Annotated in this window: 13 protein-coding genes; 12 read left to right on the top strand and 1 reads right to left on the bottom strand. The window is 32.9% G+C overall.

Going from position 1 to position 13,075, the window contains the following annotated elements:
* Position 1: 1 nt before the first annotated feature.
* The 8 genes from BUB63_RS05210 to disA all read left to right on the top strand — a co-directional run bounded on the left by BUB63_RS05210 (position 2) and on the right by disA (position 7,555).
* Positions 2-235, top strand: a complete 234-nt coding sequence (locus BUB63_RS05210) for a hypothetical protein (RefSeq protein WP_027308846.1) — start codon at positions 2-4, stop codon at positions 233-235.
* A 1-nt stretch (position 236) separates the two neighbouring features.
* A complete protein-coding gene (locus BUB63_RS13595; RefSeq protein WP_156897890.1) occupies positions 237-377 on the top strand; it encodes a hypothetical protein in 141 nt (46 codons plus the stop codon).
* A 177-nt stretch (positions 378-554) separates the two neighbouring features.
* On the top strand, positions 555-1,013 hold the full coding sequence (locus BUB63_RS05205; RefSeq protein WP_027308845.1) for a CtsR family transcriptional regulator: 459 nt from the start codon (positions 555-557) through the stop codon (positions 1,011-1,013).
* Positions 1,014-1,024: 11 nt separating this feature from the next.
* Positions 1,025-1,552, top strand: coding sequence for a UvrB/UvrC motif-containing protein (locus tag BUB63_RS05200; protein ID WP_027308844.1), 528 nt, complete (start codon positions 1,025-1,027; stop codon positions 1,550-1,552).
* Between the two features lies 1 nt (position 1,553).
* On the top strand, positions 1,554-2,576 hold the full coding sequence (locus tag BUB63_RS05195; RefSeq protein ID WP_035166213.1) for a protein arginine kinase: 1,023 nt from the start codon (positions 1,554-1,556) through the stop codon (positions 2,574-2,576).
* Between the two features lie 10 nt (positions 2,577-2,586).
* Positions 2,587-5,022, top strand: a complete 2,436-nt coding sequence (locus BUB63_RS05190) for an ATP-dependent Clp protease ATP-binding subunit (RefSeq protein WP_027308842.1) — start codon at positions 2,587-2,589, stop codon at positions 5,020-5,022.
* A gap of 110 nt (positions 5,023-5,132) precedes the next feature.
* Positions 5,133-6,494: a DNA repair protein RadA gene (gene radA / locus BUB63_RS05185; RefSeq protein ID WP_073248233.1), complete on the top strand. Its 1,362-nt coding sequence runs from the start codon at positions 5,133-5,135 to the stop codon at positions 6,492-6,494.
* A gap of 5 nt (positions 6,495-6,499) precedes the next feature.
* Complete coding sequence (disA, locus tag BUB63_RS05180) at positions 6,500-7,555, top strand: DNA integrity scanning diadenylate cyclase DisA (protein ID WP_073248231.1); 1,056 nt, start codon at positions 6,500-6,502, stop codon at positions 7,553-7,555.
* Between the two features lie 21 nt (positions 7,556-7,576).
* On the opposite strand, the gene BUB63_RS05175 is transcribed toward disA, so the two are convergent.
* On the bottom strand, positions 7,577-7,972 hold the full coding sequence (locus BUB63_RS05175; RefSeq protein WP_073248229.1) for a nucleoside triphosphate pyrophosphohydrolase family protein: 396 nt from the start codon (positions 7,970-7,972) through the stop codon (positions 7,577-7,579).
* Positions 7,973-8,176: 204 nt separating this feature from the next.
* Between BUB63_RS05175 and BUB63_RS05170 the strand changes: the two genes are divergently transcribed.
* The 4 genes from BUB63_RS05170 to BUB63_RS05155 all read left to right on the top strand — a co-directional run bounded on the left by BUB63_RS05170 (position 8,177) and on the right by BUB63_RS05155 (position 12,853).
* A complete protein-coding gene (locus tag BUB63_RS05170; protein ID WP_027308838.1) occupies positions 8,177-8,656 on the top strand; it encodes a CarD family transcriptional regulator in 480 nt (159 codons plus the stop codon).
* Positions 8,657-8,766: 110 nt separating this feature from the next.
* Positions 8,767-9,894, top strand: a complete 1,128-nt coding sequence (locus BUB63_RS05165) for a PIN/TRAM domain-containing protein (protein ID WP_073248227.1) — start codon at positions 8,767-8,769, stop codon at positions 9,892-9,894.
* A gap of 8 nt (positions 9,895-9,902) precedes the next feature.
* Positions 9,903-10,613 carry a 2-C-methyl-D-erythritol 4-phosphate cytidylyltransferase gene (gene ispD / locus BUB63_RS05160; protein ID WP_073248225.1) on the top strand — a complete coding sequence of 237 codons (711 nt, stop codon included), beginning with the start codon at positions 9,903-9,905 and terminating at the stop codon, positions 10,611-10,613.
* 122 nt (positions 10,614-10,735) lie between these two features.
* A complete protein-coding gene (locus BUB63_RS05155; protein ID WP_073248223.1) occupies positions 10,736-12,853 on the top strand; it encodes a glutamine synthetase III family protein in 2,118 nt (705 codons plus the stop codon).
* The last annotated feature ends 222 nt before the right edge of the window (positions 12,854-13,075 follow it).

Raw genomic sequence — 13,075 nt, 5'->3', positions numbered from 1 at the left:
AATGTCAGATTATAGAATAAATTTTGGCAGCATTATAGACCAATTAGATCAAAAAAAACTATTGGATGTAATTGATATAGTTGGAAAGAATGATGAACTTGTTATAACAATTGATGCAAAGGATGCAACCCAAACTGAAAATATTAATAGGGTTTTAGAAAACAATGGATTTGAAATAACTGTAAAGGGTGGCCATGATGATAGTAAATATAATATCATAGCAAGGAGGCGTTAGTATGAAGGATGAATACAATCTTCATTTATATGGAGAAATGGTTCCTTCTGAGTTTGCTTGGATGACTCCAGAGGAACAGAGAAAACGAGTAGATGAAGTTGAGCAGAAGTTAAAGTCAAAAAATAAAAAGGATAAAAAATAGGTGGTTTAACCACCTATTTAATAAAAAAATGAGAAAAAAATATATAATTTAAAAAATCAAACTATAAAGGCTATAATTTAAAATAAATTGGTAATAGTTAGATTTGAATAGTGATACAGTGGTATTATAATTATAGATGAAAGGTCAAAGAAAGTCAAAGTCAAAAGAGGTGGTGTGATGGCAAGACTGTCAGATATTATAGAAGAGTTTATAAAGAATATGCTTGAGACAAGCGAACAAAATGTGCTAGAGATACAGAGAAATGAATTAGCAAATATATTCAACTGTGCACCATCACAAATAAATTATGTTTTAACAACAAGGTTTACAATTGACAAAGGTTATTATATAGAAAGTAGACGTGGCGGTGGAGGATGTATAAGAATAACAAGGGTTGAACTTGATAAGAATCAGTATATAAAAAGAGCAATAAAAGAAAATATAATGGATAGTTTGACCCAAAATGAAGCAAATGCTATTATAGAGCTTTTTAAGGATCGAGGTTTTTTAAGTGAACGAGAGTCAACAATAATAAAGGCTGCAATAAGCGATAGGAGTATTCCTCTTGATGGTGAGACAAAAAATAAAGTACGTGCACATATATTAAAGAATATCCTAATAACTATGATAGAATAGGGGGTATGAATATGTTATGTCAAAGATGCAATCAAAAAGAGGCAAATGTTCATATAACAAAGATAATAAACGGAGTAAAGACTGAACTTCATCTATGTGATGAATGTGCAAAGCAGAGTGAGGATGTAAATATGAATTTTGCCATTAATTTTGGTATGCCTATGTCCTTCCAAAATATTTTAGATGGATTTGTAGAGATGTTAGGAGGAGCTCCTAAAACTTACGAAGAGGAGGTTTGTCCTGTTTGTAAGATGTCCTTCAACGATTTTAGAAATAAAGGAAGAATGGGATGCAGTAGATGCTATTCTGCCTTTGCACCTAAGATTACACCTATAATTAAAAGAATACACGGTAATATAGAACATACAGGAAAGGTTCCTGCAAGGACAGGAGGAGATTTAAAGTTAAAGAGGGATATTGAGAGATTAAAGGAAGAACTTAAAATAGCCATAAATAAGGAAGAATATGAAAAGGCTGCAAAGCTTAGGGATGAAATAAGAAATCTTGAATCAAAATTAGATAACCAAAGGGGTGAATGATATGGCGTGGTTCTTTTCTAAATCATCAGATGAGGGGATTGTTTTAACAAGTAGAATAAGACTTGCACGTAATATAGATGGAATTCCTTTTCCACACCTTTTAGATAAGGAGAATGCTAAAAAAGTAGTAGATGATGTTACATCTGCTATTTTAGAGAGTAATTCTGTGATTTCAAATGATTTTGAAGTTATTAACTTAAGTGATATTTCATTAAATGAAAAAATGTCTATGGTTGAAAAGCATTTAATTAGCAAGGATTTAATAAATAGAAGTGATATTTCAGCAGTTATGATTAATAGAGATAAAAATGTGTCAATAATGATAAATGAGGAGGATCATATTAGACTTCAGGTAATTTATCCTGGATTTAAACTTAAGGAAGCATATGAACTTGCAAGCAAAATTGATGATTTGATTGAACAGAGAGTGAACTATGCCTATGATACAAAACTTGGATATTTAACAAGCTGTCCAACTAACGTTGGAACAGGACTTAGGGCATCGGTTATGCTTCATCTGCCAGCATTAACTATCACAAAAAATATAAACAATATTATTAACACAATAAATCAGGTAGGTTTAACAATAAGAGGACTTTATGGAGAAGGAAGCAATGCACTTGGTAACGTATATCAAATTTCTAATCAAATAACATTAGGTCTTTCAGAGGATGAAATAATAAATAATCTTATAGCTGTAACTAAAAAGATTGTAGAGAAGGAAAAGAAGGCAAGGGAAATGCTTCTTGAAAAACAATCTGTTGAGCTTGAGGATGAACTTTATAGGTCACTTGGCATATTAAAATTTGCAAGAAGCATATCAACACAGGAGAGCTTAGAACTTATATCTAAGGTTAGAATGGGAGTAGAAATGGGTATAATAAAGGATGTAAAAGTAGATAGTCTAAATGAGTTGTTTGTAAGCGTCCAACCAGCCACATTGCAACTTTTAGAAAATAGAGATTTAAATCCAAGGGACAGAGATATAGTTAGAGCAAAACTAATAAGAGAAAAGTTAAGTTAAGGAGGTGTATATTATGTTTGGAGGATTTACAGAAAGAAGTCAAAGGGTTATAAATTTGGCGGCAGAAGAGGCCCAAAGACTCGGACATAATTTTATTGGAACAGAGCATATTCTTCTTGGAATTATAAGAGAAGGTGGTTATGCTTCAAAGGTTTTATCTGAATACGGAATAGATGCAAATAAATTAAGACAGGAAATAATTAATGTAGAGGGAGCAGGTGAAGTTGACTTTTTCTTAAAACAACTTGAACTTACTCCGAGAACTAAAAGATTAATTGAAGTTGCAAAGGGAGAAGCAAGCTCCTTAAACCATAGCTTTATTGCACCAGAGCATCTTCTCCTTGCAATAATAAGAGAAGGAGAAGGAGTTGCATTTACATTACTTGAAAAGATGGGACTTGATTTTAACAAAGTAAGAAATGATTTAATTCAAAATATGTCACAGAACAATGAGGTGCAAACAAAAACAAGACAGGATAAAAAGGTAAAGGCTAACACTCCAAACCTTGATCAGTTTGGTCGTGATTTAACTGAACTTGCAAAGTCAGGTAAACTTGATCCTGTAATAGGAAGAGAAGAAGAAACTGAAAGGGTAATAGAAATATTATGTAGAAGAACGAAGAACAATCCTTGCCTTATAGGAGAACCTGGTGTTGGTAAGACAGCTATAGCAGAAGGATTGGCACAAAAGATAGTAGAAGGTAATGTGCCAGAGATACTAAAGAATAAAAGGGTTGTAACTCTTGATTTGTCAGGTATGATTGCAGGTTCAAAATATAGGGGTGAATTTGAAGAAAGATTAAAGAGGGTAATGGATGATATAAAGAAGGCAGGAAATGTAATACTGTTTGTTGATGAGGTTCATACAATTGTAGGTGCAGGTGCAGCAGAGGGTGCTATGGATGCATCAAATATTTTAAAACCTGCCCTTGCAAGGGGAGAATTACAGGTTATTGGTGCAACTACAATTGATGAATATAGAAAATATATTGAAAAGGATTCAGCTTTAGAGAGAAGATTCCAACCTGTTATGGTAGGAGAACCTTCCGTAGAGGAATCAATACTAATATTAAAGGGATTAAGGGATAAATATGAAGCACATCATAAGGTAAAGATAACTGATGAAGCAATAGAAGCAGCAGTTACCCTTTCGCATAGATATATAACAGATAGATATCTACCAGATAAGGCAATAGACCTTATGGATGAAGCAGCTTCAAAGGTAAGGTTAAAGACATTAACAGCACCACCGGATATCAAGAAATTAGAAGAAGAAATAGAAAAGGTTAAAAAGGATAAGGATGAAGCTGTAAATATGCAGGAATATGAAAAGGCAGCAAAATTAAGAGATAGAGAGCAGGAGCTTGTTAATGAACTTAATAGATTAAAGGATAATTGGCAAAATAAGAAGGACAATGAGATTCTATCGGTTACAGCAGAGGATATTGCAAATGTTGTATCAAGATGGACTAATATACCAGTAAATAAATTAACTGAAACAGAATCAGAAAAACTTCTAAAACTTGAAGAGATACTTCATAATAGGGTTGTAGGACAAGAAGAAGCTGTAAAATCAGTAGCTCGTGCAGTAAGGCGTGCAAGAGTAGGACTTAAGGATCCAAAACGTCCAATAGGTTCCTTCATCTTCTTAGGTCCAACTGGGGTAGGTAAGACAGAACTTACAAAGGCACTTGCAGAGGCAATGTTTGGTGATGAAAATGCAATGATTAGAATTGATATGTCAGAATATATGGAAAAGCACGCTGTATCAAGACTTATAGGTTCACCTCCTGGATATGTAGGTTACGAGGAGGGAGGACAACTAACAGAAAAGGTTAGAAGACAGCCATATTCAGTTGTATTGTTTGATGAAATAGAAAAGGCACATCCAGATGTATTTAATATATTATTACAAATACTTGAGGATGGAAGATTGACCGATGGTAAAGGAAAAACTGTAGATTTTAAAAATACAATAGTTATAATGACATCAAATGTTGGGGCAAGTACGATAAAGAAACAGCAGAACCTTGGTTTTGCGGCAAATACAGAAAAGGATAAGGAAAATTCCTATGAAAAGATGAAGGAAAATGTAATGGAGGATTTAAAGAGAACATTTAGACCTGAGTTTTTAAATAGAATTGATGATATAATAGTATTCCATCCACTTGAAGAAAAGGATATAGAAAAGATAGTTGAATTGATGCTGAATAGTGTAATTAAGAGGTTAAAGGATTTAGACATAGAAGTAGAGTATACAGAAGAGGCAAAGAAACATCTTGCAAAGGCTGGATTTGACCCAGTATATGGTGCAAGACCTCTAAGACGTGCAATTACTAAGGCTGTTGAGGATAAGCTATCAGAAGAAATGTTAAAGGGTAATATCAAGAAGGGCGATAAAGTTAAAATGGATGTAAAGGATGGAGAGATTGTATTCGATAAATAAGGGGAGTAAAAATTCCCCTTATTTTTTTATAGTTTATATTTATTTTTTTATAACTTAGTGTAAAATATTAAAATGGATAAAAAAATTTTTGAAATTGTGGAAGTGATATTATGCCAAAGATTAAAACTAAATTCATTTGTCAAGAATGTGGATATGAGTCTCCAAAATGGATGGGTAAATGCCCCGAGTGTGGCGTCTGGAATAGCTTAGTTGAAGAAATAGAACAAAATAATGATAAAGCATATATAGCTACAACCAATATAATAATGCCTCTTACTGTGGATGAGATAGAGATTACGGAGGAAGAAAGGTTAAAGACAGGATTAGATGAACTTGATAGAGTCTTAGGAGGAGGAATAGTTAGAGGTTCTCTAATTTTAGTAGGTGGAGATCCAGGTATTGGAAAATCAACCCTTCTTCTTCAGGTATCCAAAAATTTGTCATTAAATGGTTATAAAGTTTTTTATATATCAGGAGAGGAATCAGAAAAACAGATTAAAATTAGAGCACAGAGGTTGAAGGTTAAAGGCAGTAACCTTTACATTGTATCTGAAACAAATCTTGATATTTTAGAGAAGCATATACAAAATTTAAAACCAGATATAATAATAGTTGATTCTATACAAACAATGTTTAAAATGGAGCTGCAATCTGCACCAGGAAGCGTAAGTCAAGTTAGAGAGTCTACGCTTACATTTATGAGAATTGCAAAAGGCCTTTCTATACCAATATTTATAGTTGGACACGTTACTAAAGAAGGAGCAATTGCAGGCCCAAGAGTCTTAGAACATATGGTTGATACTGTCTTATATTTTGAAGGGGAGAGACATCATACCTACAGGGTTATAAGAGCTGTAAAGAATAGATTTGGATCAACAAATGAAATTGGAATATTTGAGATGAAGGGTGATGGATTGAAAGAGGTGCTTAATCCATCAGAGGTTATGCTCTCTGGAAGGCCTGAAGATGTTCCGGGTTCTGCTGTTGTATGTAGCTTAGAGGGAACAAGACCTGTACTTGTTGAGATACAAGCACTAACTTCTGCAACAGCCTTTGGTATGCCAAGAAGAATGGCAACAGGAATAGATTATAATAGAGTAGTTCTTTTAATGGCAGTTTTAGAAAAAAGAGTAGGTATGCAGCTTCAAACCTTTGATGCCTACATTAATGTTGTTGGAGGTTTAAAGTTAGATGAACCAGCCTGTGATTTAGGTATAGTTTGTGCAATTGCTTCAAGTTTTAGGAATATTCCTATTGATTCTAAGACGGTTGTAATTGGCGAATTAGGGCTTACAGGTGAGGTTAGAGGAGTAAATTTCATTGAAAAGAGAATATTAGAGGCACAGAAGCTTGGATTTGAAAGGTGCATAATTCCCTATGAAAATATAAAGGCTATAGAGGATAAACTTGACATAAATGTAATTGGAGTTAAAAATATATATGAAGTATTAGAAGAGGTATTAGGGGGATAGTTGATATGAGATATAGAGAAACTGAACTTTTGAATGTTTTAAAGCTAATGGCTCCAGGAACACCCCTAAGGGATGGACTTGAAAATGTCTTAAAGGCAAAGACAGGTGGACTTATTGTCATTGGTGATCAAGAAGAGATTATGAAGATAGTAGATGGTGGCTTTTATATAAACAGTGAATATTCACCTTCGTATTTATATGAGCTTGCAAAGATGGATGGTGCAATTATAATCAGTAGCGATTTAAAAAGAATTCTATATGCAAATACTCAATTAATACCTGATCCAACTATTCCAACAACAGAAACAGGAACAAGACATAGAACTGCGGATAGGGTTGCAAAGCAGACTGGGAATTTAGTTATTGCCATTTCTCAAAGAAGAAATGTAATTACAGTATATAAGGGAAATTTTAAATATGTGTTGAAGGATATAAGTATAATCCTTACAAAGGCTAATCAAGCAATACAGACTCTTGAAAGATATAAACAGGTCTTAGATGAGGCTATGTCAAATCTGTCTGCACTTGAATTTGAAGATTTAGTTACAGCCTACGATGTAACTGTTGCAGTTCAAAGAAATGAAATGGTAATGAGAATTGTGTACGAGATTGAAAAGTATATATATGAGCTTGGTAATGAAGGAAGGCTTGTTTCAATGCAGCTTGATGATTTGGCGGATGGAGTAGAAGAAGAGGGTATGCTTCTTATAAAGGATTATGCAGAACGCGATGTTTCAGATGTTCAAAAGGCAATAAGAAGTATTACGTCTGATGATTTAATAGACATAAATGTTGTAAGTAAAGTTTTAGGATATGCACCGGATGCTATGTTTGAAACAATGATATCACCAAGGGGATATAGGCTATTAAATAAAATACCAAAGCTTCCTCAGGTTGTTGTTGAAAATATGGTTAAGACCTTTGGACAGTTTAAAAATATTTTAAATGCTACAATTGAGGAACTCGATGCAGTAGAAGGTATTGGAGAGGCAAGAGCAAGAGCAATAAAGGAAGGATTAAGAAAGATACAGGAACAGGTAATTTTAAACAGAAGAATATAGGGCTAAATATAGCCCTATTTTTTACAGCATTGAAAATTTTCCGAGGGTGGTTATGTTTTTATATTCCTTTAGTAATACATCAAATAAGTTGATGTTTAATGCATCACAGAGTGCAGCAAGATAATATAGTTCTGTTCCAATTTCATCCTCAAGAACTTCGCGGCAGTTATCGCAAAGTTTCCCCGTAATCTGATATGATAGAAGTTTTGAAGCTTCCTCTAAAGAGCAGTCGTTAGGCAGCTTTTGTTTTTCTGCGTCTATCTTAATACAACCACAATTTGTTGCAGACTTTGCAATAGCTCTGTTAATACGAGATTGTGATTCATTAAGTTTGGTCATTATGTCTAAAATACTTTTGTGCCTTATTAATGATTCAGATACGGCATTTTGAAAGTCATCGATTATTATGTCCTTCATATGCTTACACCCCTTTTCTTAATAATTAAACAGGAGGTACAAAGCTTACAATATGTTGGGGTAAACTTTGCTTTAATAATATTATAAATATTCTTACTTTAATGTGTCAAATGTAATGCTTTAATGTATACAATATTTAACATATTAAAAAAGATATTAATATAATGAATTAAGAGGTTTATTTTAAATAAAAGAGGGGTTGCTATGTTTAATATAGGTGATAAAATATATCATCCTAAATTTGGGGCAGGAACTATAGTTAATATAGAAGAAAGGGAGATATTAAAAGAGATAAAAAGATATTATATGATAAAATTCGTAATAGAAGGTATAGAGATTATGTTACCTGTAGATGATAATAGTTATAAAAAGATAAGAAGAGTTATAGAAAAAGAAGAGCTCGAAACAATATTTAACAAAAGGAGTGGATCTCCTAAGAGTCTTCCTCCAAAATGGATAGATAGATTAAAACTATATGAATCAATACTATCTAAAGGCGACCCTTATGAGATGGCAGACATTATAAGAGATATCAATTTTTTATCACAAAAAAAACAGTTATCTAAAAGTGAAGAGAAGGTATTAGAGAATTTTATTTTATTTTTATCCAGTGAAATTTCTATTGTGCTAAATGTATCAATTGACGAAGGGAAGCAAAAAATAATTAATAACTTATTGTCTTAAAATTAATAAAAATATAATAATATTATCTTTTACATTCATTGCTTTTTTTTTATAATTGTTGTATAGTAGATATTAAAATATGGAAAATATATGTAATAGGAGGTGTATAAATGCTAAATAAGATATTCAGATGGCTTTTAACTATATCAGGGCTAATATTAGGGTATGTATTGACGGATATTGTTGTTAAAATCGATTATATCAAGCATTTATTTAATATCAATCCAACATCACTTACAGGAATCATAATTTATATTTTTGGCATTTTATTCATAGGACTAATATTTTATATAATATCACCCTTTATTATTTCTATGGTGTGGAAATTGGTTGAACTATTAGAAGCGGGGTTACAGAAGGTTCCAACTAATGAAATAATAATTGGAGTAGTTGGACTTATTATAGGACTTTTAATAGCAAACCTGCTTATTGGTTCAGTTGCAAGCTTTTTACAGACTAACTCTGTTTTATCAGCAATAGGGAGTGTCATATCCTTAATAGTTAACATTGTTTTTGGTACATTAGGTGTAAATGTAGCAATTAAGAAAAAAGATGAACTTTCAAATGTATTTACATTTATGAAGAAATTTACTAAGGACAAAAAGCAGAAGTTAGATATAAGACCAAGCCAGCCTAAAATACTTGATACCAGTGTAATTATTGATGGAAGAATATTAGATATTCTAAAGACTGGGTTTATTGAAGGTACTATAGTCATTCCTCAGTTTGTTCTTGAAGAGTTAAGGCATATCGCTGATTCATCCGACAATTTGAAAAGGGCAAGAGGTAGAAGAGGACTTGATATATTAAATGAAATTCAAAAGGAACTTCCTGTAAATGTAGAAATATGTGATAAGGATTTCCCAAATGTAGCGGAGGTTGATAGTAAACTTTTAAAACTTGCAGAAAGTTTAGGTGGTAAGGTTATAACAAATGATTTTAATCTAAATAAAGTTGCAGAGTTTCAGGGTGTACCAGTGTTAAATATAAACGAGCTTGCTAATGCAGTAAAGCCGGTTGTTATACCTGGGGAAGAGATGAATATCCATATCATAAAGGATGGAAAAGAGTCTGGACAGGGTGTTGCATATCTTGATGATGGAACAATGATTGTTGTAGAAGGTGGAAAAAAGTATGTTGGAGAAATAGTTGATGTTGTTGTAACAAGTGTTCTTCAAACAGCAGCAGGAAGAATGATATTTGCGAAACTTAAAAATGCACAGGATAAAGCAGTATAGGAGGAATTATGGTTACAGCACTTATTGTTGCGGCAGGAAAAGGCAAGAGGATGGGATTAGGATATAACAAGCAGTATCTCTTAATAGATGGCAAAGAGGTAATATCAAGAACAATAGACGTATTTGAAGAGGCTGAATTTATAGACAATATAGTTGTGGTAGTTTCAAAGGATGAAATAGAATATTTTAAAGAAAATATTGTTGAAAGATATGGATATAAAAAGATTGAAGCAATAGTATGTGGAGGAGAAGAAAGACAGCATTCTGTATATAATGGTTTAGTTGAATGTAAAAGAAGCGACATAGTGGTCATACACGATGGTGCAAGGCCCTTTGTAAAAAAGGAACATATATTAGAAACAATAAATATGGCAAAAAAATATGGAGCCTCTGCTCTTGCTGTTAAGGCAAAGGATACAGTAAAACTTGTAGAGGGTGATTTTTTTCAACAGACTTTAGATAGAAATAGTATATATTTTATTCAAACTCCACAGACCTTTCAATACCAATTGATTTTAAGGGCCCACGAGTATGCTAAGGAAAAGGGGATCTTTGCAACTGATGATACAAGCTTGGTAGAACAGTTAGGAAAAAAGGTAGCTGTTGTGGAAGGTTCCTATGATAATATAAAAATAACAACTAAGGAAGATATATATTTAGCAGAGCTAATATTAAAAAAAATGAAATTTTTCAAAAAAGAAGTTGCAATTTTTGTATGACTTTAATATAATATACTATGTGAAGTAAATAGATTATCGGAAACAACGGCGTTTCCTTATATACACAAAAGTGTATTTAAGGGGCGCCGTATCTTTTTTTTGAAGATTAGGAGGGGTTTTATATGGCAAATGGAAAAATTGATTTGAAGCAAGTTTTTGGTGAAAATGTATTCAATGATGAAGTGATGAGGGAGAGATTACCTAAAAATGTTTACAAAGCATTAAGAAGGACAATGGATGAAGGTGTTCCTCTTGACCCATCAGTTGCAGATGTTGTTGCCAACGCTATGAAGGATTGGGCAATAGAAAAGGGAGCAACACATTATACCCACTGGTTTCAACCTATGACAGGAATTACAGCAGAAAAGCACGAATCCTTTTTAAATACTATAAGTGAAGGAAGAGCAATAACTGAGTTTTCAGGTAAATCTTTAATAAAGGGAGAGCCAGATGCCTCATCCTTCCCATCGGGTGGAATTAGAGCAACCTTTGAGGCAAGAGGTTATACTGTTTGGGATGCTACATCCTATGCATTTTTGAAGGAGGACGAGGGCGGATTAACTCTTTGTATTCCTACTGCATTTTGTGCCTATACAGGAGAGGCGTTAGACAAAAAGACACCACTTCTACGTTCAATGGAGGCAGTTTCAAAACAGGCATTAAGAATATTAAGATTATTTGGAAATACAACAGCAAAGAGAGTATTTGCAACAGTTGGAGCAGAACAGGAATACTTTTTAATAGATAAGGACCTTTATCTAAAAAGAAAGGATTTGGTTTTTACAGGAAGAACGCTATTTGGGGCAAAGCCTCCAAAGGGACAAGAACTTGAAGACCATTATTTTGGAAGCTTAAAGGATAGAGTTGCAAACTTTATGAAGGATTTAGACTATGAACTTTGGAAGATGGGTATACCAGTTAAAACAAAGCATAATGAAGTAGCACCAGCACAGCACGAAATTGCACCTATTTTTGAAAATGCAAATATTGCAACAGACCACAACCAAGTTATTATGGATACTCTAAAAAGGGTTGCAAATAGACATAACTTAGCCTGTCTTTTACACGAAAAACCCTTTGCAGGAGTAAATGGTTCTGGAAAGCATAACAACTGGTCGCTTTCTACAAATGAAGGCCAGAATCTTTTTGAACCAGGAAAAACTCCACACGAAAATGCACAATTTTTGATATTTTTAAGTGCAGTTATAAAGGCTGTTGATGAGTATGCTGAGCTTTTAAGGGCATCTGCTGCAAATACAGGAAATGATCATAGACTTGGTGCAAATGAAGCTCCACCTGCTATAATATCTATGTTTTTAGGTGAACAATTAACAGAAATACTTGAAAACATTGAAAAGGGAAATGGAACAGAAAAGAGAGAAAGAGAATATTTAAGAATAGGGGTTAATACACTACCACCACTACCAAAGGATGCAACAGATAGAAATAGAACATCACCTTTTGCATTTACAGGAAATAAGTTTGAATTTAGAATGGTTCCATCATCAGCTTCTATCGCAAACCCAAATGTTGTTTTAAATACAGCAGTTGCAGAGGTTTTAAGTGAAATTGCAGATAGACTTGAAGGGGCAAAGGATTTTGATTCAGAGGTTAATGCAATAGTTAAAGAGATAGTAAAGAATCATAAGAGGATAATATTTAATGGTGATGGATATTCGGAGGATTGGATAATAGAGGCTGAAAGAAGAGGACTTAAAAATATTAAGAATACTGTGGATGCAATTACAGCTTGGATTTCAGAAAAATCAATAAATCTTTTTACAAAGCACGGAGTATTTACAGAAGTTGAGCTAAGAGCAAGATATGAAATAAAGCTTGAGGAATATATAAAGCATATTAATATAGAAGCACGAACAATGATAGATATGGTTAAAAAGCAAATTATCCCTGTAGTTTTAGGTGAAGTTACAAATATTGCAAATTCCATTAATGTAGTTAAGATGGCTATGCCTGATTTAGATTTAACAACTCAAGCTGAGTTATTAAAAGAATTACAGCTTAATTTAAATCTATTAAAGAAGGAAACCTTAGAGCTTGAAGCTGTACTTGAAGAAGCACATAGCTTTAATGGGGATATATTTGAGAAGGCTTGTATATTTAGAGATAGAGTGGCAGAAAAGATGAAGAATGTAAGAGTCTATGGAGATAAATTAGAGACACTAATTGATGAAAATAAATGGCCATTCCCAAGCTATGAAAAGCTGCTATTCTATGTGTAATTTTAAATTAGGGTTTTATTTGTAAAGTTTCTAGGTAAAATGCCCACAATGGATTGTAGAAGGTATTTTATATTCCATTGTGGGTTTTTGTATTAAATGAGCTTATCAATTAAAGTTTATTAGTGTATATTTATTATATGTTAAAAGGTTGTTAAAGGATATAAATACTGCTTGGATTTCATTTAGCTGTGTGGTAAAATTTGTATAAATAGGAGGTGTAGT

The organism is Caloramator proteoclasticus DSM 10124, from assembly GCF_900129265.1.
Taxonomy (GTDB): domain Bacteria; phylum Bacillota; class Clostridia; order Clostridiales; family Caloramatoraceae; genus Thermobrachium; species Thermobrachium proteoclasticum.
Note: the sequence above shows the minus strand (reverse complement) of the source record. Positions and strands in the feature narration are given on the sequence as shown.

Excerpts from the sequence above, each read along its gene's own strand:
- BUB63_RS05155 (WP_073248223.1), top strand. The coding sequence starts at position 10,736 with ATGGCAAATGGAAAAATTGATTTGAAGCAAGTTTTTGGTGAAAATGTA.
- disA (WP_073248231.1), top strand. The coding sequence starts at position 6,500 with ATGAGATATAGAGAAACTGAACTTTTGAATGTTTTAAAGCTAATGGCT.
- BUB63_RS05210 (WP_027308846.1), top strand. The coding sequence starts at position 2 with ATGTCAGATTATAGAATAAATTTTGGCAGCATTATAGACCAATTAGAT.
- BUB63_RS05205 (WP_027308845.1), top strand. The coding sequence starts at position 555 with ATGGCAAGACTGTCAGATATTATAGAAGAGTTTATAAAGAATATGCTT.
- BUB63_RS05175 (WP_073248229.1), bottom strand. The coding sequence starts at position 7,972 with ATGAAGGACATAATAATCGATGACTTTCAAAATGCCGTATCTGAATCA.
- BUB63_RS05165 (WP_073248227.1), top strand. The coding sequence starts at position 8,767 with ATGCTAAATAAGATATTCAGATGGCTTTTAACTATATCAGGGCTAATA.
- BUB63_RS13595 (WP_156897890.1), top strand. The coding sequence starts at position 237 with ATGAAGGATGAATACAATCTTCATTTATATGGAGAAATGGTTCCTTCT.
- BUB63_RS05195 (WP_035166213.1), top strand. The coding sequence starts at position 1,554 with ATGGCGTGGTTCTTTTCTAAATCATCAGATGAGGGGATTGTTTTAACA.
- ispD (WP_073248225.1), top strand. The coding sequence starts at position 9,903 with ATGGTTACAGCACTTATTGTTGCGGCAGGAAAAGGCAAGAGGATGGGA.
- BUB63_RS05170 (WP_027308838.1), top strand. The coding sequence starts at position 8,177 with ATGTTTAATATAGGTGATAAAATATATCATCCTAAATTTGGGGCAGGA.
- BUB63_RS05200 (WP_027308844.1), top strand. The coding sequence starts at position 1,025 with ATGTTATGTCAAAGATGCAATCAAAAAGAGGCAAATGTTCATATAACA.
- radA (WP_073248233.1), top strand. The coding sequence starts at position 5,133 with ATGCCAAAGATTAAAACTAAATTCATTTGTCAAGAATGTGGATATGAG.